The sequence below is a fragment of the Bacteroides pyogenes genome, from assembly GCF_014196225.1.
Taxonomy (GTDB): Bacteria; Bacteroidota; Bacteroidia; order Bacteroidales; family Bacteroidaceae; genus Bacteroides; species Bacteroides pyogenes_A.
In genome coordinates this window covers 36,702-58,425 of sequence record NZ_JACIDI010000009.1, presented here as the reverse complement: position 1 = coordinate 58,425, position 21,724 = coordinate 36,702, and the positions used below count along the sequence as shown (strand labels likewise).

Annotated in this window: 21 protein-coding genes; 15 read left to right on the top strand and 6 right to left on the bottom strand. The window is 45.7% G+C overall.

Annotation, left to right across the window (positions count from 1 at the left end; translation table 11 throughout):
• The first annotated feature begins 98 nt into the window (after positions 1-98).
• The 4 genes from GGR07_RS07760 (at position 99) to GGR07_RS07745 (ending at position 3,062) form a co-directional block, all read left to right on the top strand.
• Positions 99-1,088 (top strand): glycosyltransferase family 2 protein, encoded by a 990-nt coding sequence (locus tag GGR07_RS07760; protein ID WP_034543176.1) that lies wholly within the window; start codon positions 99-101, stop codon positions 1,086-1,088.
• A gap of 118 nt (positions 1,089-1,206) precedes the next feature.
• Positions 1,207-1,902 (top strand): RadC family protein, encoded by a 696-nt coding sequence (radC, locus tag GGR07_RS07755; protein ID WP_021645749.1) that lies wholly within the window; start codon positions 1,207-1,209, stop codon positions 1,900-1,902.
• Positions 1,903-1,951: 49 nt separating this feature from the next.
• Positions 1,952-2,263 (top strand): iron-sulfur cluster assembly protein, encoded by a 312-nt coding sequence (locus GGR07_RS07750; protein ID WP_021645750.1) that lies wholly within the window; start codon positions 1,952-1,954, stop codon positions 2,261-2,263.
• Between the two features lie 34 nt (positions 2,264-2,297).
• Positions 2,298-3,062 (top strand): UDP-2,3-diacylglucosamine diphosphatase, encoded by a 765-nt coding sequence (locus tag GGR07_RS07745; RefSeq protein ID WP_034543174.1) that lies wholly within the window; start codon positions 2,298-2,300, stop codon positions 3,060-3,062.
• Positions 3,063-3,151: 89 nt separating this feature from the next.
• Here the strand turns inward: GGR07_RS07745 and GGR07_RS07740 are convergent, their stop codons facing one another.
• Both GGR07_RS07740 and efp read right to left on the bottom strand, forming a co-directional pair.
• Positions 3,152-4,549: an alkaline phosphatase gene (locus GGR07_RS07740; RefSeq protein WP_034543172.1), complete on the bottom strand. Its 1,398-nt coding sequence runs from the start codon at positions 4,547-4,549 to the stop codon at positions 3,152-3,154.
• Between the two features lie 97 nt (positions 4,550-4,646).
• Positions 4,647-5,213, bottom strand: coding sequence for an elongation factor P (efp, locus tag GGR07_RS07735; protein ID WP_027325795.1), 567 nt, complete (start codon positions 5,211-5,213; stop codon positions 4,647-4,649).
• 188 nt (positions 5,214-5,401) lie between these two features.
• Between efp and rpmH the strand changes: the two genes are divergently transcribed.
• From rpmH to GGR07_RS07700, 7 genes are all read left to right on the top strand, one after another.
• Positions 5,402-5,563, top strand: a complete 162-nt coding sequence (gene rpmH, locus GGR07_RS07730) for a 50S ribosomal protein L34 (protein ID WP_021645754.1) — start codon at positions 5,402-5,404, stop codon at positions 5,561-5,563.
• 152 nt (positions 5,564-5,715) lie between these two features.
• Positions 5,716-6,363 (top strand): PASTA domain-containing protein, encoded by a 648-nt coding sequence (locus GGR07_RS07725; protein ID WP_034543170.1) that lies wholly within the window; start codon positions 5,716-5,718, stop codon positions 6,361-6,363.
• A gap of 27 nt (positions 6,364-6,390) precedes the next feature.
• Entirely contained in the window at positions 6,391-7,464 is a 1,074-nt protein-coding gene (locus GGR07_RS07720; RefSeq protein ID WP_122056741.1) for an RluA family pseudouridine synthase, read from the top strand.
• Complete coding sequence (locus tag GGR07_RS07715; RefSeq protein WP_034543169.1) at positions 7,461-8,435, top strand: D-alanine--D-alanine ligase; 975 nt, start codon at positions 7,461-7,463, stop codon at positions 8,433-8,435. Before GGR07_RS07720 ends, GGR07_RS07715 begins: the two co-directional genes overlap by 4 nt.
• A 104-nt stretch (positions 8,436-8,539) precedes the next feature.
• A complete protein-coding gene (locus tag GGR07_RS07710) occupies positions 8,540-9,688 on the top strand; it encodes an acyltransferase (RefSeq protein ID WP_122056742.1) in 1,149 nt (382 codons plus the stop codon).
• The gene (locus GGR07_RS07705; protein ID WP_034543168.1) at positions 9,685-10,395 is read left to right on the top strand and encodes a NigD1/NigD2 family lipoprotein; all 711 of its coding nucleotides are present in this window, start codon (positions 9,685-9,687) and stop codon (positions 10,393-10,395) included. The genes GGR07_RS07710 and GGR07_RS07705 overlap by 4 nt, the downstream gene beginning before the upstream one ends.
• A 129-nt stretch (positions 10,396-10,524) precedes the next feature.
• Entirely contained in the window at positions 10,525-10,920 is a 396-nt protein-coding gene (locus GGR07_RS07700) for a rhodanese-like domain-containing protein (RefSeq protein ID WP_034543167.1), read from the top strand.
• Positions 10,921-10,971: 51 nt separating this feature from the next.
• On the opposite strand, the gene GGR07_RS07695 is transcribed toward GGR07_RS07700, so the two are convergent.
• From GGR07_RS07695 to proB, 4 genes are all read right to left on the bottom strand, one after another.
• Positions 10,972-12,339 (bottom strand): phosphatase PAP2 family protein, encoded by a 1,368-nt coding sequence (locus tag GGR07_RS07695; protein WP_172545208.1) that lies wholly within the window; start codon positions 12,337-12,339, stop codon positions 10,972-10,974.
• A 675-nt stretch (positions 12,340-13,014) separates the two neighbouring features.
• On the bottom strand, positions 13,015-13,971 hold the full coding sequence (locus tag GGR07_RS07690) for a Rossmann-fold NAD(P)-binding domain-containing protein (RefSeq protein ID WP_021645763.1): 957 nt from the start codon (positions 13,969-13,971) through the stop codon (positions 13,015-13,017).
• Between the two features lie 55 nt (positions 13,972-14,026).
• Positions 14,027-15,283, bottom strand: a complete 1,257-nt coding sequence (locus tag GGR07_RS07685) for a glutamate-5-semialdehyde dehydrogenase (RefSeq protein WP_021645764.1) — start codon at positions 15,281-15,283, stop codon at positions 14,027-14,029.
• A gap of 69 nt (positions 15,284-15,352) precedes the next feature.
• The gene (gene proB / locus GGR07_RS07680; protein WP_021645765.1) at positions 15,353-16,435 is read right to left on the bottom strand and encodes a glutamate 5-kinase; all 1,083 of its coding nucleotides are present in this window, start codon (positions 16,433-16,435) and stop codon (positions 15,353-15,355) included.
• Positions 16,436-16,956: 521 nt separating this feature from the next.
• On the opposite strand from proB, the gene GGR07_RS07675 reads away from it, so the two are divergent.
• The 4 genes from GGR07_RS07675 (at position 16,957) to glpC (ending at position 21,720) form a co-directional block, all read left to right on the top strand.
• Positions 16,957-17,151: a hypothetical protein gene (locus GGR07_RS07675; protein ID WP_021645767.1), complete on the top strand. Its 195-nt coding sequence runs from the start codon at positions 16,957-16,959 to the stop codon at positions 17,149-17,151.
• A gap of 453 nt (positions 17,152-17,604) precedes the next feature.
• Positions 17,605-19,245: an anaerobic glycerol-3-phosphate dehydrogenase subunit A gene (glpA, locus tag GGR07_RS07670; protein ID WP_021645770.1), complete on the top strand. Its 1,641-nt coding sequence runs from the start codon at positions 17,605-17,607 to the stop codon at positions 19,243-19,245.
• Positions 19,242-20,489, top strand: a complete 1,248-nt coding sequence (glpB, locus tag GGR07_RS07665; RefSeq protein WP_122056744.1) for a glycerol-3-phosphate dehydrogenase subunit GlpB — start codon at positions 19,242-19,244, stop codon at positions 20,487-20,489. The genes glpA and glpB overlap by 4 nt, the downstream gene beginning before the upstream one ends.
• A 13-nt stretch (positions 20,490-20,502) precedes the next feature.
• On the top strand, positions 20,503-21,720 hold the full coding sequence (gene glpC / locus GGR07_RS07660) for an anaerobic glycerol-3-phosphate dehydrogenase subunit GlpC (protein WP_034543185.1): 1,218 nt from the start codon (positions 20,503-20,505) through the stop codon (positions 21,718-21,720).
• Positions 21,721-21,724 lie beyond the last annotated feature (4 nt).

Here is a 21,724-nt window from a genome sequence, read left to right as displayed (position 1 = left end):
GCCCTTTGGATGCTCTTCGGCGGATAGTTTTGACCGATTCTTTTTCCCGATTCCTTTTTTTTCTCTTAATTTGTGATTGAATTTAAAACAGTTATTTTATGCGCTATTCAGTCATTGTGCCGGTTTACAACCGTCCGGATGAAGTGGATGAACTGCTTCGGAGCTTAACCCGGCAACATTTCACCGACTTCGAGGTTATCGTGGTGGAAGACGGCTCTACACTATCTTGCGAACAAGTGGTTGAAAGGTATCGGGAGATGTTGGCAGTGCGCTATTTCTTTAAACCTAATTCCGGACCGGGACAGACCCGCAATTACGGAGCGGAGCGGAGTAGCGGCGATTATCTGATTATTTTGGATTCCGATGTCATTCTGCCCGAAGGATATTTCGAAGCGGTGGAGAGGGAACTGGCAAGTGAGCCGGCTGATGCTTTCGGCGGTCCCGACCGCGCCCACGAATCTTTTACCGACATCCAGAAAGCCATCAATTATTCGATGACGTCGTTTTTCACCACAGGCGGTATCCGCGGCGGGAAAAAGAAGATGGATAAATTCTATCCTCGCAGCTTTAATATGGGCATTCGTACTGAAGTCTACCGGAAGTTGGGAGGTTTTTCCCGGATGCGCTTCGGCGAAGACATCGATTTCAGCATCCGTATTTTCAAAGCGGGTTATGCCTGTCGTCTCTTTCCCGACGCATGGGTGTATCATAAGCGGCGGACGGATTTGAAAAAGTTCTTTAAGCAGGTGCACAATTCGGGCATTGCCCGCATCAACCTGTATAAGAAGTATCCCGAATCGCTCAAACTTGTACATCTTCTTCCGGCTTTGTTCACTTTGGGTACTGCGGTACTGTTGTTGGTATTTCCTTTTTGCGGCTACAGCGTCATGCCTCTTTTGCTTTACGCCCTACTGGTTTTTGCCGATGCCGCATGGCAGAATAAAAGTTTGCGTATAGGCTTTTACTCCATTGCCGCCGCTTTTATCCAGCTGATAGGCTATGGCACCGGTTTCTGGCGGGCATGGTGGCAGCGTTGTGTGCTTGGCAGGGAGGAATTCGAGGCTTTTCGTAAGAATTTCTATCAATGAGTAAGGTTCTCTGCTGAGTTGCGGGAAAACAGCATACAAAAAACTATGAACACAAATCTTGTTCCGTCTCTGCTTCGCTGAGGTCGGCCTACGGAGAGGCGGGAAAATACAAATTGAAATGAAAGCAAAACACAAACTGTCTATCAATCAGTGGGCGATAGAAGACCGTCCGCGTGAGAAAATGATGGAAAAAGGAGCGCAAGCCTTGAGCGACGCCGAGTTGCTTGCCATTCTGATAGGTTCCGGAAATACCGATGAAAGCGCCGTAGGACTTATGCGGCGCATTCTGCTCAGTTGCGATAATAATCTCAACTCTTTGGCGAAATGGGAAGTGCGGGATTATTCTCGCTTCAAAGGCATGGGGCCTGCCAAAAGCATTACCGTGATGGCGGCTCTGGAGCTGGGCAAGAGGCGGAAGTTGCAGGAAGCGGAAGTGAGGCGTCAAATCGAATGTTCTAAAGACATATACGATCTTTTCCACCCGTTGATGTGCGATTTGGAGCAAGAAGAGTTTTGGGTGTTGCTTTTGAATCAGGCGGCGAAAGTGATAGATAAGGTGAGGATAAGCACCGGCGGCATCGACGGGACGTATGCCGACGTGCGGACTATTTTGCGTGAGGCGTTGCTTCAACGGGCGACGCAGATGGCTGTCGTCCACAATCATCCTTCGGGCAATGTTTTGCCCAGTCAGCCCGACCGCACATTGACGGAACATATCCGCAAGGCGGCGGGCACAATGAACATTCATCTGATAGACCACGTTATTGTTTGTGAGGGGCGATATTACAGTTTTGCCGATGAGGGGCTCCTCTAAACGAATTTATTCTTATCTTTGCTGTTCGAATTTAAATGTAGAAAGCTTTATGGAGAAGTTTCAGATAGAAGAAAAAATAGTGGCGATGTTGAAAACCGTATACGATCCGGAAATTCCGGTGGACGTATACGAACTCGGTCTGATCTATAAAATCGATGTGGCGGATAGCGGGGATGTTGTGATAGACATGACGCTGACCGCGCCCAACTGTCCGGCTGCCGATTTTATCATGGAAGATGTCCGGCAGAAGGTAGACTCGGTGGAGGGAGTGAAATCCACGACCATCAATCTGGTGTTCGAACCGGAATGGGACAAAGACATGATGAGTGAAGAAGCGAAACTGGAACTGGGCTTTTTATAATCGCCGTTTGCGAGCCGTTAATCATTACCGTTGAATGAAAAACGTTTATTTCCTTTCCGACGCGCATCTGGGTTCACGCGCCATCGAGCACGGGCGTACTCATGAAAGGCGTTTGGTGAATTTTCTCGATAGCATCAAGCATAAAGCTGCTGCCGTTTATTTGCTGGGAGACATGTTCGACTTCTGGTATGAATTTCGTTTGGTCGTCCCCAAAGGATATACCCGCTTCTTGGGAAAGCTCTCTGAGCTTACGGATATGGGGGTGGAAGTTCATTTTTTTATAGGCAACCATGATATTTGGTGCGGCGATTATCTGACGAAAGAGTGCGGGGTGATTGTTCATCGCGAACCGCTGACAGTGGAGATTTATGGAAAGGAATTCTATCTGGCGCATGGTGACGGATTGGGCGATCCCGATCATAAGTTCAAACTGCTGAGAAGACTTTTTCACAGTACGACCTTGCAGAAACTTTTTTCTGCTTTACATCCCCGCTGGAGTGTTGAGTTGGGGTTGACGTGGGCGAAGCATAGCCGGAAAAAGCGGATGGATGGAAAGGAACCCGACTATATGGGAGAAGATAAAGAATATCTGGTGCTATACACCAAAGAATATTTGAAGAGCCATCCCACTATTAATTTTTTCCTCTACGGGCATCGGCATATCGAATTGGACTTGATGCTAAGCGCTACTGCCCGTGTGTTGATTTTAGGCGACTGGATTCGTTATTTTTCATACGCAGTGTTCGATGGAGAGAATCTTTTTCTGGAGAATTTTGTCGAGGGCGAAACGAAAGTTTAGCCCGAAAGCGGCAAACCGCCTTTCAGCCTGTTTGAGAGAAATGCTGAAAGGCGGTTTGCTTTATATAAAACGATGTATTATGCCGGCGGTTAATATTTTGCCGCTTTGGCGATACGTTTGGGAATCTCCGTGTTGTCGATCTTTTCTCCGAACAGTTGAGAGCCGACTCCGATGGCGAATACCGGAACATATCCGGCGGAGTGTCCTCCGCTTACCCAGCCTACCATGGCTATTTCGTTCATCACTTTCTTGGCGCAGGCCGCCATAGGCTCGCTTTTTGAGTACAGGCTTTCGGCATACACCACCTTGTGTTTGATGAATGACTTTTCAAATTCGTCGCGCAGCATCTTCTCCTGTTCCCACGAAACGGGCAGTTCTTTCCAGAATCCCATCTTTTCTCCCAGAAACGCCTTCATATCCTCCCAAGTCACCTCGTTTTCTTTGGTTTTTCTCAGTTCGCTGATGTGTCGTGACAGTTCATCGGCAGAGTGTTTCTGATATTGCAATGCTTTCAGGTTCAGCTCGTATCTGCCTGTTCCCAAGCCCAGACCGCCGGTTTCGTGGTCGGCGGTGACAACTATCAACGTTTCCTTCGGGTGTTTTTTATAGAATTCATAGGCCACTTTGATAGCGTCGTCCATATCCTGTACTTCTTTGAATGTGGTGGCGGCATCGTTCGAATGGCAAGCCCAGTCGATCTTTCCGCCTTCCACCATGAGGAAGAAGCCCTTTTTGTTGTCCTTTGTCAGGAAGTCGATGGCACTTTCCGTGATTTGAGCCAGTGTCAGGTCGCCCGGTTTGCGGTCGATGGCATAAGGCAGGCACGAAGGTGAAGCGCCTTCTTCTTGAATAAGGATCATTTTCTCTGCTTTTGACGCTTTATTCTTATAATCGTTGTATCCGCGAGCTATGGTGTATCCGGCTTCTTCGAAGATCGGGAAAATATCGGGGGCGTCTTTTTTATCGAAAGTTTTGTTCGGCTTGAGGAAACCTCCTCCCGCATAAAAGTCGAAGCCGGCTTTCGGAAGGTCGAGCGCAATCTCATAATACATATTCCGGTCGGGCTGATGGGCATAGAAGGCAGCGGGCGTGGCATGATCTACGCTGACCGAAGTGGTTACGCCCACTTTTTTTCCTGCCTTTTTGGCTTTTTCCGCCAATGTCTGAATCGGATTCTTGTCCTGATCTACCGAAATGGCGTGATTGTATGTCTTTTTTCCGGTGGCCAGCGCCGTTCCGGCGGCAGCAGAGTCCGTCACTGAATTGGTTCCGGAAAAGGTTGTCGCTACGGTTGCCACCGGAAATTGCGTAAATAATAAAGGCTGCACGCCGATTGTTCCGTTTCGGAGTTCGGCGGCGTACATTTCTGTGCCGTTCACTTGATTGACTCCCATTCCATCGCCGATGAAATAGAATACATATTTGGCCTGTCCGTTGGCTGCGACGGAAATAAGGACAAATAATAATGTGTAAATAATTCTTTTCATTTCTTATGATGTTAAGTTTATGATGGACAAAGATAATAAAAAACGGCGGAGATGCTTTTGCAAATCCACCGTTTCTTTGTGTCATTGGTATGACATTTTATGCTTTTACACGGCCTACGTAAGAACCGTCGCGAGTGTCTATCTCAATCGTTTCACCTTCGCTGATAAACAACGGGACGCGTACCGTAGCGCCTGACTCTACTGTGGCGGGTTTCAGCGTATTGGTTGCCGTATCGCCTTTCAGTCCCGGTTCGGTATAGGTGACTTTCATCTGAACCTTGATAGGCATGTCGGCATAAAGTACGGTTTCGGTAGAAGCGTCGGAAACAACTTCGAGCACCATGCCCTCAAGCAGAAAATCTACACCGTTGATGAGGTCGTGGGCAATAGGATGCTGGTCGAAAGTCTCCTGATTCATGAAGATATAATCTTCTCCTTCTTTGTATAAGAATTGGTAGGGACGGCGTTCCACGCGTACATCTTCCAATTTTTCGCCGATGTTGAAACGGCGTTCGATGACGTATCCGCTAACCACATCTTTCAGCTTGGTACGCATGAAAGTGTTTCCTTTTCCCGGCTTCACATGTAAGAACTCGATGCAGAAATATAGCTTTCCGTCCATACGGATACATGTCCCGTTTTTGATGTCTTGAGCATTAATCATACTTCTATTATTCTTTTATATTATTACTGATTTAATCTTGCTTCAAAATCCGATGCAAAAGTAATCTAAATCAGTAGAAAACACAAAAACTTTGGAGTAAAAAATGAATTATCTCTTGGTTAATTTAAAAAAAGTGTCTATTTTTGCAGCCCGATTACGTAGAATAATAACATAAACAATATACAGTAATGAAAAGAACATTTCAACCCTCTAACAGAAAGAGAAAGAACAAGCACGGTTTCCGTGAGAGAATGGCAACGGCTAACGGACGCAGGGTACTGGCTGCCCGTCGTGCCAAAGGAAGAAAGAAACTGACCGTTTCCGATGAGTACAACGGACGGAAGGACTGATTGTAATCAGTGGATAAAGAAATAGAAAAGGTAGAGATGTAAACTCTGCCTTTTTTGTTTTCTTGACGGGTTCGGGATATTTTCGTTGCCCACTTTTCAATAAATCAACTAATTTATCGTATCTTTGGCGCAGATTAACAGCAGAAGAACGTATGACAATCAAAGAATTCTTTTCTTTTAAAACGAATAAATATTTCTGGCTGAACATCATTGCCATGTTTGGAGCAGTGATATTGATACTCTTCATTGTGTTGAGAGGACTTGATGTATATACCAGGCATGGTGAAGCCGTGATTGTTCCGGATGTAAAAGAGATGACGGTGCAGGAGGCTTCTGCAATGTTGCGTAATCAAGGGTTGGAATGCATGGTGGCCGATTCGAACTATGTGAAAAACAAACCGGCAGGCGTTGTTCTCGATCTTAATCCCGGAGCCGGGCGTAAGGTGAAAGAGGGGCGTATGATTTATTTGACCGTCAATACCAGAAATATTCCGTTGCGCCCCGTACCCGACGTGGCGGACAACAGTTCTTATCGTCAGGCGCAAGCCAAACTTCTTGCTGCCGGTTTTAAACTGGATGAGATACAATTGGTAAGCGGAGAAAAAGACTGGGTTTACGGTGTGAAGTATCAAGGCCGACAATTGACTGCCGGCGAGAAAGTTCCTATGGGCGCTGTGCTGGTTTTGATGGTAGGGAGCGGTTCGGGAAAAGAAGCGGGAGATTCGATTGCCACTGCGACAGACGCGATGAGTTCTTCTTCATCGGAATCATCGTCTGCAGAGGATGATAGTTGGTTTTAACAGAGCAATCACAGAACACAGATTCGCATGATAGAGGAAGGCTTTCCGGAAGAACCGGACAATGATCTGGATGAAATAGAACCCGTCGGTGATGAAGCCCGACTTTATGAGCACTTTCGTGTAGTTGTAGATAAAGGGCAGACAATGGTCAGGGTAGACAAATACTTGTTCGAACGCATTGTCAATGCTTCCCGCAACCGGATTCAGAAAGCAGCTGAAGACGGATTCGTGATGGCCAACGGCAAGCCTGTGAAGAGCAGCTATAAAGTGAAGCCACTCGACGTCATTACCGTAATGATGGATCGCCCCCGCTATGAGAATGAGGTCATTCCCGAAGACATTCCGTTGGATATCGTATATGAAGATCGTTATGTGATGGTGGTCAACAAACCGGCCGGGCTGGTCGTTCATCCGGGGCATGGAAATTATCACGGCACGCTGGTCAATGCTTTGGCATGGCATATGAAAGATGTTCCCGATTACGACGCCAACGATCCGCATGTGGGTCTTGTACACCGGATAGATAAAGATACGTCGGGCCTCTTGGTTATCGCCAAGACTCCCGATGCTAAAACCAATCTCGGAATTCAGTTTTATAATAAGACTACTCAACGGAAATATCGCGCTTTGGTATGGGGCAATGTGGAGCAGGACGAAGGAACCGTCACCGGCAATATTGCCCGAAACCCGAAAGACCGGATGCAGATGGCTGTAATGTCCGATCCCGGGCAAGGAAAGCATGCTGTCACTCATTACCGTGTATTGGAAAGATTGGGATATGTCACTTTGGTGGAATGTATGCTCGAAACCGGACGTACCCATCAAATCCGTGTACATATGAAACACATCGGACATACTCTTTTCAATGACGAACGCTATGGCGGGCATGAAATTCTGAAAGGAACCCATTTTAGTAAATACAAACAGTTTGTGAACAATTGCTTCGACATTTGTCCCCGTCAGGCTTTGCATGCCATGACGCTGGGCTTCGTACACCCGGTTACAGGAGAAGATATGTATTTTACATCCCGGCTTCCGGACGATATGACACAGCTTATAGACAAGTGGAGAGGTTACATAAGTAATAGAGAATTAGAATGAAACGCACAATTGCTATCGTGGCAGGGGGAGACACCTCCGAATTTCAGGTATCTCTGCGTAGCGCACAGGGAATCTGTTCTTTTATAGACAAAGAAAAGTATACGCTGTATATTGTTGAGATGCAAGGTCTCCGTTGGGAAGTGCAACTGCCTGACGGGACAAGAGCAATGATCGACCGGAATGATTTCAGCTTCGTACAGAATGGGCGGAGAATTCGCTTCGATTTTGCCTATATCACCATTCACGGTACTCCGGGCGAAGACGGACGCTTGCAGGGATATTTCGATATGTTGCAGATTCCTTATTCTTGCAGCGGCGTATTGCCGGCCGCAATCACTTACAATAAATTTGCTTGCAATCAATATCTGAAGTCTTTTGGAATTCGTGTGGCCGAATCGTTGTTGTTGCGGCGCGGACAGTCCATCTCCGATGAGGATGTGTTGAAGAATATCGGTTTGCCTTGTTTCATCAAACCGAGCTTGGGTGGATCGAGTTTCGGAATAACCAAGGTGAAAACAAAAGAGCAGATACAGCCTGCCATCCTAAAGGCCTTCGAAGAGGCTGGCGAAGTGATTATAGAAGCATTTATGGAAGGTATGGAGCTGACTTGCGGATGTTATAAGACGAAAGAAAAAAGTGTGGTATTCCCCCTTACTGAGGTGGTTGCACATAACGAATTTTTCGATTACGATGCCAAATACAACGGGCAGGTCGATGAGATTACTCCTGCACGGATTTCTGAAGAATTGACGCACCGGATACAAAAATTGACTTCGGCCATTTATGATATATTAGGTTGTTCGGGCATTATCCGTGTGGATTATATTGTGACGGCAGGCGAAAAAATCAATTTACTGGAAGTGAATACTACTCCGGGAATGACTGCTACGAGCTTTATTCCGCAGCAAGTGCGCGCCGCAGGCTTGGACATAAAGAATATAATGACAGATATAATAGAGAATCAATTTTAGATTAGATATTGAGTATTAAGCAGAAAGTATTAACTTTGTCCTCAGAAGAGGCTTGTAAGTCTTATACCCAAACTTGATGCTTGACTCTTAATACATACTTTATGATGGATATAACAGAGTTTGATGAAATTCGTCCTTATCATGATGAGGAGCTTCCTCAAATTTTGGAGGAATTGATTGTCGATCCGGCTTTTCAGAAGGCTGCCTCTACTGCGGTACCGAACGTGCCTTTTGATTTTTTGGCCGAAAAAATGCGTACTTGCAAGACTAAGTTGGACTTCCAGAAAACTTTCTGTTACGGCATTCTGTGGAAGATAGCAAGCGAACATACAGCCGGACTCACACTGGATCATACGGCTTTGCCGGGTGAGGGTAAGGCTTACACCTATATGTCAAATCATCGCGATATTATTCTCGACTCCGGCTTTCTTTCCGTATTGCTCGTTCAGCAGGGAATGGATACGGTGGAGATAGCTATCGGGGATAATTTGCTCATTTATCCTTGGATAAAGAAATTAGTGCGCATTAACAAATCGTTTATCGTGCAACGGGCGCTTACGATGCGTCCGATGCTCGACTCTTCCGCCCGGATGTCGCGCTATATGCACTACACCATTACGCAGAAAAAACAGTCGATCTGGATTGCCCAGCGTGAAGGCCGGGCAAAAGATTCGAACGACCGGACGCAAGACAGTGTGTTGAAAATGCTGGTGATGGGAGGCGAAGGGGATGTTGTAGAGCGTTTGATGGAAATGAACATTGCCCCCTTGTCTATTTCATACGAATACGATCCTTGTGATTTCTTGAAAGCTCAGGAATTTCAGTTGAAGAGAGACGTAGAAGATTATAAGAAAACCACTCAGGATGATTTGGTAAGTATGGAAACCGGGCTTTTCGGATATAAAGGGAAAGTGCATTTTCAAGTAGCTCCGTGTATTAACGACGAATTGGCACTTATGGATCGCTCGTTGCCTAAACCGGAACTCTTTGCCCGAATTTCTGCTTGCATAGATAAGCGGATTCATGAGAACTATCGGATATTTCCGGGAAACTACATCGCATACGATTCTTTAAAGGGCAGTGATGAGTTTGTATCGAAGTATACCTCACAAGAGAAAGAAGATTTCCTTGCATACATTTCCGGGCAGCTCGGAAAAATCAAGCTGACTGATAAAGATGATGAATTTCTGCGCGAGAAACTGCTCCAGATGTATGCCAATCCTTTAATTAACTACTTGGCTGCTACTCAATGAAAAAAGAATATTTGCATATTGCCCGGATTTTGGGATTGCTTTTTCTGCTTATCGCTTGTAAAGAAAACGATGATTACCGCTATCCTTCCGTATCGTTGGACTTTGTAACCGTAAAAGCCGGAGAAGACGGGCGTTTGCAGATACTGATTCCTGATAAGGGATCTCCGATGCCTGTTTTAAAAGATCGCACTAACACTAAGATTGCCCCTTATGCTTTTAAGCGAATGCTTAGTAATTATGAGGTAACTGTTGCCGATGGAACACCTTCAGTCACCATCTATTCCCTGCAAGAGTTGCTGACTCCCGAACCCAAACTTCCCGAAGACCCGGCTTATGCCGACGGAATCAAGACTGATCCGGTAACTATGGTCAGCATTTGGATGGGAAGAGATTACCTGAATATGATATTAAACCTTAAGGTAAAGGGAGGAAAAAAGCATGTGTTCGGTATGGTGGAAGAGAGTATCGTGGAGAAAGGGAACGAAAAAGTTGTGACGCTGTCACTTTTTCACGATGCGGCAGGAGATGAACCGTATTACGACCGCAGGGCTTATATCTCCATTCCTCTGCAAAAATATAAAAGCAATCGACCGGAACAGGTTGTCAGGATAAAATTCAAATATCATACTTACGATAAAGACGGTAATATCGTGGAGTCGGACCGATATTGCCAACCGGGCTTTGAATATATCTCCGGAAGTAATTGATTGCGTAATTCTATATTTTTAAGACATTCGCTTGCGCTTCTAAAGGCATCCGGGCTGCTTATATAAATTAAGGAGTAAGAGTGAGCGCAATCGGATGATAATAAGATAAAATTAAACATACTATTAAATATGTATAGATTGAATCAATTGCTTATGGGATTATTTGTCTTCCTTTCTTCTCTTTTTGGCTGCCAGAAACAAAACGTGGATTTTAAATCGCTGAATGTGGAAGATTTCGAGGCGTATGTTCAGAACGATGCCGTACAACTGTTGGATGTTCGTACCCCTGCGGAATATTCCGAGGACCATATTGCCAAATCGATCAATATCAATGTGCTTGATGATTCTTTTGAAAGTATGGCAGGTTCATTGCTTACACAAGAACGTCCGGTAGCCGTATATTGCCGCAGTGGCAAGCGTAGCAAACGGGCGGCAAAAATACTGCTTTCGAAAGGCTATCAGGTGGTTGAGCTCGCAAAAGGGTTTAATTCATGGAAATCTGCCGCAAAACCGGTAGAACGCTGATTCTCCTTGATGGAATATTTCCCCGGCAAAGAAGTTGGGGCCACTACCGTTTTATTTCCGGAACAGGGCGGACACTTCTGCCCCGATGCTGAAATTATGTAAGGTAAATCGGTGCACTCCTGTTTTCGGTTCAACGTTTTTCCCCTTTTGCAGGGGATAGTATATATAATCGCTTTTCCCGATACTCAGATTATAGTTTACAAACAATTTCAATCCTGCATTTTTTCCTGTAATGCGCATGCAATGAGCCGTCACATCTAAGTTCGGTATGATGTGGGAATTGCAATGCAGCAAAGGTTCCGTATGTTCCTGATTTTTATAGCGTATGTTTATGTGATAATTGCGCGGATATCCTATGCCTGCCATCGCGCTTCCACCTGCATATACTCCCGGAAGTATTTTAGCGTTGTAATGAATCCCTCCGACACTGCTGATATAGCTGATAGTCCGGGCTTCGAAGCTTTCAATCATTTTTTCGGCCTCCGGATGGGTGTCGAAGAAGCGTTTTGTGCGTATCTGAGGAGAAGTCTGCGCAACGGTAAATTTGCCGCCGATACCCCAGTGCGGAGTAAGAAACCATGCAGCCGAAAGTGAAGATGTGGCGCCGCCTTGTCCGACGATGTCGATATGTTCGGGTAGATGTATTCTGTTTCGACCGACGGTATATCCCATTTGGATGCCCAATGAAGCATAAGTTCTGCCTTCGATATCGGGCTCCCCTTTAAGTAAAGGACGGATGAACCCTTTTTCTCGGAAGATGAGACCGGCAAGATAATACCCCAGCTGGGTAGATACGATGCCTATTCCGGCTCCCGTCAGCACATCCGAAAACCAGTGCTTGTTGTTTAGTTGCCGGCTGATTGCCGTAGCTGTGCCCAGAGAATAGCCTAACACGCTGTACAAAGGGCTGCGGGTAGTTCCGTATTCGTTATGCAACATGGTGGCGAACATGAATGCAGTGGCAGTATGCCCCGAAGGGAAGGAGTTGTTGCTGCTGTCATCGGGGCGCGGCTTGCGAAAGCTGTATTTCAGCGTGTTTACCGTGGCAGCCATGATTCCGGCGCTGAAAATGTCGGAAACAAGCATTCTGCCCCACGAGCTTCTGCCTTCTACTCCGGATGCCTTCAACCCCAACATTACCATCCCCGGAGAATATTGCAGATAATCGTCGTAATGATAGCGGAAATGGGGAATGTATGAATTGCGTATGACCCGAAAGTCTTTGTCCTTATCGTAGTTTAATGCCCCGATGATTATTAAAGGAATACCGGCATGGGTAATTTGATAGAGCGGACTTCGCAGTATTCTTTGATGTTTTTGTAAATACTTGGTTGAAGTCGAAAGGCTGTCTTCTTGATATTCCTGTGGGTAAATGGAGGCGGGAATAAGTGTAAATATAATTAGAACTATTTTCTTCATGATGGGTGCAAAAATAATTCTTTTTACAACATTTATGCAAATGATGAATGTTGTTTTTGGGTTATTTAATCGAACAGACTCCTTATTAAGCTTTGCAAAATGATTCATTATATTGGTATTTGAAGTGGGCAGAGCATAAAAAGCGGTGCACCTTTACCTGCGCAGATTCATCGAGGTAACTTTTATACCCCGATACGGATATTAAGTGATTTTGCTTATTGCTTTACGCGTTTTTTTAAAGTGTTCTTTCGTCTGTCGGTTGTGTACCATTCGTCTTTCGTCTGTGTTTTATTCGTCTGCCGTTCGGCAGACGAATAAAACACAGACGAAAGACGAATAACTTTTTGCATGAAAAAGGTTTCGTTTGTTCGGTAGACGCTGTTAAGAACTTATTGTGGAGGAAAGAGAGTGGATAGTCGGGTCTGTGATGACAGAAGTCTTTTGACGACTTCTATCCTGTTTCGGCTGCGGCACTGGGTGTGTCAAGATTCACATAGAATAAAGGTAGGCCTCTAACCTGAAACCGGACGATCTTCAGTTGGTGTAAAAATAGCCCTATCATTACCTCAACATGAAGTTTGATAGGGCTGTTTTATGTTTGTCCGTTACAATCCGCAACGTTTCCGGGTGATCGGTTTAGCTTTGGCACACTTTCAGGATAAGGGTTTGAGGGCATTATGGCATCTGCTCCAGCATTCTTTTCAAGACAACGGTGGCGGATATCTCGCGGTTGGCCGCTTCGGGAATAACGATGGACTGTGGGCTCTCGATCACGTCGTCCGTCACGATCATGTTTCGGCGAACGGGGAGACAGTGCATGAAAAAAGCATTGTTGGTCACATCCATTTGCCGCTTGCTGACGGTCCATTCGCGATCTGTACTCAATACCCTGCCGTAATTCTCACCGGTGTATGCTGCCCAGCTCTTGGCATATATGAAGTCCGCTCCCTCGAATGCTTTCATCTGATGGTACTCCACTTTGGCATTGCCCACGAATTGCGGATCGAGTTCATAGCCTTCGGGGTGTGTGATCACGAACTCGTAATCGGTAGCGTTCATCCACTCTGTGAACGAGTTGGGGACAGCTTGCGGCAATGGGCGCGGATGCGGAGCCCATGTCAATACTACTTTGGGGCGGGGAGTCTTTTTGTATTCTTCGATTGTGATTAAATCGGCGAAGCTTTGCAAAGGATGGCGTGTGGCTGCTTCCATCGAGAATACCGGTCTGCCGGAATATTGGATGAACTGGTTGAGGATTGTTTCCCGATAATCGAACTCTTTGCTTTCGAATCGCGCAAAAGAGCGTACGCCGATGATATCGCAATAACAACCCATGACGGGAATGGCTTCCAGCAGATGTTCGGGCTTGTCTCCGTCCATAATTACGCCCCGCTCTGTTTCCAGTTTCCAAGCCCCTTGGTTGATGTCTAATACGATTACATTCATTCCGAGGTTTGTAGCGGCTTTCTGTGTGCTGAGACGCGTTCGCAAACTGGAATTGAAGAAAATCATCATCAACGTTTTGTTTCGCCCCAGCTCTACATACCTGAAACGGTCTTTTTTGATTTCGAACGCCTCTGCAAGAGCAGATTTCAAGTCTCCGATATCCTGTACGCAGGTAAATTTTTTCATTCTCTTTTCCGTTTAGTTGTTATTCTATTCGTTATTCGTGCTTTCCTATCGCACTTTATGGATTTCTTGTCTGTCCGTCTCCTTCGATTATCCATTTGTAGGATGTCATCTCTTCCAATCCCATAGGGCCTCGAGCGTGCAGCTTTTGGGTGCTGATTCCTATTTCGGCCCCCAATCCGAATTGTCCACCGTCGGTAAATGCAGTCGAAACATTGGTATATACACAGGCGGCATCTACCATCTTGATGAAGAGCGCAGCCCGCCCTTTGTCTTCGGTAACGATGCATTCGCTATGTTTCGAACTGTTTTCGTGAATATGGGCTATGGCTTCTTCGAAACTTTTTACGGTTTTTACAGCCATTTTGTAATCCAGAAACTCTGTGCCGAAGCTTTCGTCTGTGGCCTGTTGCAGCAATTCTGCCGGATAATGTCCGTCTAAGCTCTTGTATGCCGGTTCGTCGGCATAAATGATAACCTTGTTTTCTGCCAGTTTACGGCAGAGAGCGGGTAGATCGCCCAAACGCTTTTCGTGTATGATCACACAGTCTAATGCGTTGCACACACTGACGCGGCGTGTTTTGGCATTGTGTATGATTGCTGCTCCTTTCTCCCTATCTCCGAACTCGTCGAAATAAGTGTGGCAAATGCCTGCTCCGGTTTCGATAACCGGTATTTTGGCATTCTCGCGCACAAAATTGATGAGGCCGCTGCTGCCTCTCGGTATAATGAGGTCGACAAAATGCGTAGCCGTCAGCAAAGCTTCGGAGGCTTCCCTGCTCGGAGGTAACAGTTCTATGATACAGGGGGTGATTTCGAGCCTTTTCAATACGCTGTGTATGATGCTTACAATGGCGTTGTTCGACTCTTGGGCATCTTTTCCGCCTTTCAGTATGCAAGCGTTCCCGCTTTTCAGGCATAATGAGAATACATCGAGAGTGACATTGGGGCGCGCTTCGTAAATTACGCCGATTACTCCGAAGGGAACACTGATTTTCGTTAGTCTCATCCCATTAGGGCGAACCGTTTCTTTTAGTACCTTTCCCAAAGGCGAGGGGAGGGTTGCTACGTTTTGGGTATCGGCAGCCATTGCTTTCAGCCGTTCCTCCGTCAGTCGCAAGCGGTCGTATTTCGGGGAGCACTCCTCCATCTTTGCCAGATCTTTTTCGTTTCCGGTAAGAATAAACGGGGTTTGCTTTACTATCTCATCTGCAACGGTGATTAAAATTCGGTTGATTGTGTCGTCGTTCAGCACAGCCAATTCTCGGGCGGCAGCTTTAACGGTAGAAAATATCCCTTTAAAATTGGTAATCATAAACCTGTTGTTTTGAAAGAAAAGAAGCCTCTATTTGCAAAAATACGGAAATATGTTGAGAAAAGCTAGCTATTCGATGTATAAATAGTCGTAGTGCACCACAACCTTCTTCCCATGTTTGCCCAGATTTTCTTTGGCTTGCATTGAATGGCAGTTTGCTTTTCCTACGCCTATCCGATTTCCTTTGAAATTAAAGATACGCACAATGTCGTCTTTTTCGAACTCTCCTTCGATCCGGATGATTCCGATGGGAAGAATGCTGATGGCCTTGCCGGAGTTCAACATTTGTGTCGCGCATTCGTTGATGTGTATTTCTCCTTTGGCAAACCCTTCGCTGTGTGCAATCCATTTCTTTACACTCGAAACCGGTTCGTTCGAAGGCAGAAAACGGGTGCATAAGGTTTTGCCGGGGTTTCGGAGCAGATCGATTAATATATTGTCACACCTTCCATTGGCTATTACTACGGGAATGCCTTCATCGGCCACTTTACGGGCAATGTTTGTCTTTGTGAGCATGCCTCCGCGTCCGAAGCCCGATTTTGAAGTCCGTATGCAGTTCGAAATATCTTCTCCCTGCTTGATCTGGCGAATGACAGAAGTGTCCGGAGCAGAAGGGTCTCCGTTGTAGATTCCGTCTATATTGCTGAGAATGATTAATTGGTCGACATCCATCATGGAAGCGATAAGCCCCGAAAGCTCATCGTTGTCGGTAAACATAAGCTCGCTCACCGAAACCGTATCGTTTTCGTTGACAATGGGGATGACCCCGTTGGCGAGCATCACCGTCATGCAGTTTTTCTGGTTCAGATAATGGCGACGGGTGGCGTAACTTTCTTTGGTCGTCAAGACTTGCCCGACCGGAATATGATGTTCGCGGAAAAGTTCGTAATAGCGGTTGATCAGTTTGGCTTGTCCTACTGCCGAGAATAGCTGGCGCTGGTCTACACTGTCCAACTTCTTTTGCGGATGTATTTCGCTGCGTCCCGAAGCTACGGCTCCTGATGAGACAAGAATGATTTCCTTTCCCGCCCGGTGAAGTTCGGCTATCTGGTCGACGAGTGACGACATACGGGTAATGTCCAGTGTTCCGTCTTCCCGTGCCAAGACATTGCTTCCTACTTTAATCGCTATGCGCATAGTTTGCTGTCTCATATTTCTTTTGCTTGAAAGCACAAATCTACATAAAAATATCTATTTATAAGGTTTTTCGCCGAAATATCTTTGTTTTTGCACGCAATAATCCATGTTAAGTAATAATGTGCAATATAATATCTCGATGAGTCGTATAAAGTGTAAACTATTCCCTGTCTTCTCTCGGTTTCACTTATTCGAATGCTTTGTGCGTCTCCCTCTTTTTTTGAGAACTTGGTTGCCGTTGTCAAGTATCGTGTTTTGTCTTATTTTCGAAATATTCCAAGTCTTTTTTCGAAAATATATATTTCATTTGATTTCGAAATGTTTGCTAATTAAAAATATTGTATTATATTTGCAGCTGATCTATGAATACGTAAAGTCATATTTATCAGTATGATTAGAAGTGTTGACCGCAGTTGGGGTGTCTTATTCCCCGCGATGGCTTTCCGAATCGGTTATCTTAGTATTTCGAAAGTTATGAGGGAGCGTAAAGAAGGAATCAAAGAAATGAGTATTAAATATTAAACTTTTATCGGGACATGGTAAGTAAAATGTGTGAAGTGGATTTCCGGGAGGATATCATGATTGGCGCTTCTGATGTGCGCGAGATTAGCCCTGTGAATAAAGGCGGCGAAGAGTCGGATGTTTATTTGGAGGTTCTCTCATTTTTGAGAGAGATCTTTAACTTGGTCGGTTTTTCAGAGATAATAAAAGGAGCCAATAAACGCTTTTGAATTGTCTGTATGATTCTTTCTTCGTTCGGTTTGTTGCAATAGTTTTTTTATTGCCCCCACAATTGTGTCTTTTTTTTATAAAGATCTTCGCTGTGGTGGAGGAGATCTGCTTTTCTTTTTATTATTCCTTTGTTCGTTTTTCCATATCCTATAATATAGGATGGCACCCGAAAAGCATCTGCCCATTTTTATTTTCTCTCCTTTTTGTACTTTACTCATATTATATATAAAAGCTCTTTTGGGGAAGGTAGAAAAATAGTTTTTTTTGATAGTATTTTAGGTTTTGCTTTCTTCAACTTCTCCTAATGTATCGGGATTATCTGGTGATATTAAAGATGAAACTGTTTTATTTTACAACTATTTTCTTTCGTTTGAAATCATTTTTCTTTCGAAAAAGCTTTGTTTTCTTGATTTTTATAATTTAATTTGCGGAACTAAAACTTGTTGACCAAGATGAAAAATAACAATTTAGGTATTTCTTCGCAATTGTTTGATGCGATTATCATTGGCGGTGGTTCTACCGGTGCGGGAACTGCGCGCGATTGTTCTAAAAGAGGCCTTTCCACCCTTTTGATAGAACGTAGCGACATTGCTACGGGAGCTACGGGGCGTAACCACGGTTTGCTCCACAGCGGTGCGCGTTATGCCGTTACTGATTTTGAATCGGCCGAGGAATGTATCAAGGAAAACATGATCCTGAAGCGTATTGCCCCCCATTGTATTGAAGAAAGCAATGGTCTTTTCATCAGCCTGCCTGAAGACGGCTTGGAATTTCAGAAAACATTTATCGATTCATGCTTGAAAGCAGGCATTTCTGCCCGCGCGATTTCTCCTGAAGAAGCGATTCGTAAAGAGCCCTCTGTAAATCCTGCGCTGATCGGTGCGGTTGAAGTGCCCGATGGTACGGTAGATCCTTTTAGATTGACCGCCTCCAATATAATCGACGCCAAGGATCACGGTGCTACGGTGCTTACGTATCACGAGGTTCTTGGCCTTATTATTGAACAGGGGCGTGCGGTTGGTGTCGAAATACTCGATGTCCGCCATAACGAACGTAAAAAAGTTTATGGGAAAGTAATTGTCAATGCCGGAGGTATTTGGGGACAACGAATAGCCGAATATGCCGATCTTAAAGTCAATATGTTTCCTTCGAAAGGCTCCCTTCTTATTTTTGGTCATCGGGTGAACAATATGGTACTGAACCGTTGCCGTAAGCCTGCCGATGCCGATATTCTCGTACCGGGCGATACTATTTCTTTAATTGGAACGACCTCCCTGCGTATTCCTTATGACGAGATAGACAATGTGAGAGTCACTCCTGAGGAGGTCGATCTGCTGATACGTGAGGGTGAAAAGCTGAGTCCCAGTCTTGCCACCACCCGCATTTTGCGGGCTTATGCCGGGGTTCGCCCGCTTGTTGCAAGCGACGATGACCCTTCCGGTCGTAGCGTAAGCAGGGGAATTGTTCTTCTCGATCATGCGAAACGTGACGGTTTGGAAGGCTTCGTGACAATCACCGGCGGCAAGCTGATGACTTATCGTTTAATGGCCGAATGGGCTACAGATCTTGTGTGCCGAAAACTCGGAGTTTCTGCTCCTTGTACTACCGCCTCCGATCTCTTGCCCGGCTCGCGTTATAACCTGGAAGAAATCAATGAGAAGATGCATTCCGTTCCTCATACACTGCGTGAGGCGGCTGTTTATCGCCACGGCGAGATGGCGGAACTTTTTGCCGGAGACAAGGCGGGCGATCACAGCCTGGTTTGCGAGTGCGAACAGATTTCAGTGGGTGAAGTGAATTATGCTTTGAGAGAGCTTGATGTCCATAACCTGATTGACTTACGGCGTCGAACGCGTGTGGGCATGGGTACTTGCCAGGGAGAACTTTGCGCCTGCCGCGCTGCCGGGTTGATGCATCGTGAAGGAAAGATGTGCCCGGGACTTGCGAAACGCTCTCTTTGCGATTTTCTGAATGAACGCTGGAAAGGGATTCTTCCCACCGCTTGGGGAGAAAGTTTGCGCGGAAGCGAATATGCAGCATGGGTTTATGAGTGTGTGTGTGGATTGAACGATTGTAAAAAAGTACGGCAATGAAATTCGATACAGTAATTATTGGCGGCGGCTTGGCCGGTTTAGTGTGCGGCATTAAGCTTTGCCGGCGTGGAAAACGGTGCGCGATTGTCTCTTCGGGACAGAGCGCCTTGCATTTTTCTTCGGGTTCTTTTGATCTTTTGAACTACATGCCCGACGGAACACCTGTTTCGCATCCGGTTGCATCGATCGATGATCTGATCGCCCGAAAACCTTTCCATCCTTATTCGAAATTGGGGAAAGAACGTTTCGAATCATTAGTGAAAGAAGCGGAAGGTTTCTTCACCGAAGCGGGGATCGATACCGTAGGAAGCTATAAGGAAAATCATTATCGCATCAGCGCTATGGGTGAGTTGAAGCCTACATGGAAAACGTTGTCACATTTTGCCGTGGCTTTCTCCGACGGGCGTTTGCCATGGAAAAAAGCGGCTATATTCAATATGGTAGGCTTTTTGGACTTCTATCCGGAGTTTATAGCTTCGGAGCTTTCCAAACGTGGCGTCTCTTCCGAAATCCGCCTCTTTGCTCTGCCCGGTCTGGAGGATATTCAGCAGAATCCGAGCGAGTTCCGCTCTACGAATGTTGCGAAAGCTCTTGATAAGGAAGAGTATAAAGACCAATTGATTCAGATTCTTAAAGATGGAAGCCGTGAGTCTGATGTCATTATTTTCCCTGCTTTCGTTGGGCTTTCCAATGATACAATTCTCAAAGAGATGGAAGATGCGGTAGGAAAGCCTATCTTATTGCTTCCTACACTGCCTCCTTCCATCGCCGGAATCAAAACGCAACAGCATTTGTGTCGTCTTTTCCGCAAAGAAGGCGGAACTTTCATGCTGGGCGACACCATACTAAAAGGCGATACGGAAGGGAATTTTCTTCGTCGCGTATTCAGCAAAAATCACGGTGATATTCCATTTGTTGCCGATCATTTTGTTCTGGCCACCGGAAGCTACTTCAGCCAGGGGTTGATCGCTTCTCGCGATAGAGTGTACGAGCCGGTTTTCGACCTTGATGTCGACTATCTCCACGACCGTCAGGAGTGGTATAATGACGATGTATTCGAGTCGCAGAATTACATGCAGTTCGGCGTGCGTACGAATCATCGTTTTCAGGCACTCCGTTCGGGCCTTCCTATTGAAAATTTATATGTCATCGGTGCGGGGCTTGAGGGCTTCTCTCCATTGAAAGAGGGGAGTGGGGCCGGTGTTTCGATTCTGACTGCTTTGCACGTGGCTGATACCATTTAACATGAATCTGAATATGGAAAACTTACAACACGATAATATTAGCCGGAACAACTTCGAGCAATGTATCAAATGTACCATTTGTACGGTCTATTGTCCGGTTGCCGCTGTGAATCTTCGTTTCCCCGGACCGAAACAGGCCGGTCCCGACGGTGAACGTCAGCGCTTGAAGAAAAGCAATTTTTATGATGAAGCTCTGAAATATTGTACTAACTGCAAAAGGTGCGAGATCGCTTGTCCTTCGAATGTAAGAATTGGAGATATCATCCAGTCTGCCCGCATCAAGTATGCCAAAAAGCGTCCGAAACTTCGCGACAGGCTTCTGGCGAATACAGACATCATGGGAACTTTGGCTACTCCTTTTTCTCCCCTGCTCAATCCGGTATTGGGCCTGACACCGACGAAATATGTCATGGATAAGGTGTTGCAGATAGATCATCACCGTACTTTTCCGAAATATGCTTTCGGGACATTTGAGAGATGGTATAAGAAGCAGGAAGAACGGCAGAAGCAGTACGATAAACAGGTGTGCTATTTCCACGGATGTTATGTGAACTACAACAATCCTCAGCTGGGTAAAGACACCGTTCGTGTGTTCAATGCGCTGGGGATAGGCGTGCAGCTTCTTGAAAAAGAGAAATGCTGTGGAGTGGCTTTGATATCCAATGGTTTGATCAATCAGGCGAAGAAGCAGGCCGGAGTGAATATGAAATCCATCCGCGCTTCTGTCATCGACAGGAAAACTCCCGTCGTAGGCACTTCTTCGACTTGTATTTTCACTATCCGGGATGAGTATCCTCATCTTTTGGGAATCGATAATGCAGATGTGAAGGATCAGGTCGAACTGGTGACCCGATATTTATACCGCTTGTTTGAGGCAGGGGCTTTGAATCTCAACTTTAAAAAGGAAAAGATTAAAGTGGCCTACCATACTCCTTGCCATATGGACAAGCTGGGATGGTCGTTCTATTCGATCGAATTGCTGAAGATGATACCCAATATCGAGCTGGTTGTCCTCGATTCCAATTGCTGCGGAATCGCAGGAACCTACGGCTTTAAAAAAGAGAATTATGAAACTTCACAGAAAATAGGCAATCCGTTGTTCAGGCAGATAGATTCGTTGGACATAGACTATGTGGTCAGCGATTGCGAAACCTGCAAATGGCAGATAGAAATGTCTACGAAAGCAAAGTGCGAGCATCCTATCTCGATCATTGCAAGAGCTTTGGTATAAGCAC

Coding starts and splice junctions, on each gene's coding strand:
- GGR07_RS07760 (WP_034543176.1), top strand. CDS start 99: ATGCGCTATTCAGTCATTGTGCCGGTTTACAACCGTCCGGATGAAGTG.
- radC (WP_021645749.1), top strand. CDS start 1,207: ATGAAAGCAAAACACAAACTGTCTATCAATCAGTGGGCGATAGAAGAC.
- GGR07_RS07750 (WP_021645750.1), top strand. CDS start 1,952: ATGGAGAAGTTTCAGATAGAAGAAAAAATAGTGGCGATGTTGAAAACC.
- GGR07_RS07745 (WP_034543174.1), top strand. CDS start 2,298: ATGAAAAACGTTTATTTCCTTTCCGACGCGCATCTGGGTTCACGCGCC.
- GGR07_RS07740 (WP_034543172.1), bottom strand. CDS start 4,549: ATGAAAAGAATTATTTACACATTATTATTTGTCCTTATTTCCGTCGCA.
- efp (WP_027325795.1), bottom strand. CDS start 5,213: ATGATTAATGCTCAAGACATCAAAAACGGGACATGTATCCGTATGGAC.
- rpmH (WP_021645754.1), top strand. CDS start 5,402: ATGAAAAGAACATTTCAACCCTCTAACAGAAAGAGAAAGAACAAGCAC.
- GGR07_RS07725 (WP_034543170.1), top strand. CDS start 5,716: ATGACAATCAAAGAATTCTTTTCTTTTAAAACGAATAAATATTTCTGG.
- GGR07_RS07720 (WP_122056741.1), top strand. CDS start 6,391: ATGATAGAGGAAGGCTTTCCGGAAGAACCGGACAATGATCTGGATGAA.
- GGR07_RS07715 (WP_034543169.1), top strand. CDS start 7,461: ATGAAACGCACAATTGCTATCGTGGCAGGGGGAGACACCTCCGAATTT.
- GGR07_RS07710 (WP_122056742.1), top strand. CDS start 8,540: ATGGATATAACAGAGTTTGATGAAATTCGTCCTTATCATGATGAGGAG.
- GGR07_RS07705 (WP_034543168.1), top strand. CDS start 9,685: ATGAAAAAAGAATATTTGCATATTGCCCGGATTTTGGGATTGCTTTTT.
- GGR07_RS07700 (WP_034543167.1), top strand. CDS start 10,525: ATGTATAGATTGAATCAATTGCTTATGGGATTATTTGTCTTCCTTTCT.
- GGR07_RS07695 (WP_172545208.1), bottom strand. CDS start 12,339: ATGAAGAAAATAGTTCTAATTATATTTACACTTATTCCCGCCTCCATT.
- GGR07_RS07690 (WP_021645763.1), bottom strand. CDS start 13,971: ATGAAAAAATTTACCTGCGTACAGGATATCGGAGACTTGAAATCTGCT.
- GGR07_RS07685 (WP_021645764.1), bottom strand. CDS start 15,283: ATGATTACCAATTTTAAAGGGATATTTTCTACCGTTAAAGCTGCCGCC.
- proB (WP_021645765.1), bottom strand. CDS start 16,435: ATGAGACAGCAAACTATGCGCATAGCGATTAAAGTAGGAAGCAATGTC.
- GGR07_RS07675 (WP_021645767.1), top strand. CDS start 16,957: ATGGTAAGTAAAATGTGTGAAGTGGATTTCCGGGAGGATATCATGATT.
- glpA (WP_021645770.1), top strand. CDS start 17,605: ATGAAAAATAACAATTTAGGTATTTCTTCGCAATTGTTTGATGCGATT.
- glpB (WP_122056744.1), top strand. CDS start 19,242: ATGAAATTCGATACAGTAATTATTGGCGGCGGCTTGGCCGGTTTAGTG.
- glpC (WP_034543185.1), top strand. CDS start 20,503: ATGGAAAACTTACAACACGATAATATTAGCCGGAACAACTTCGAGCAA.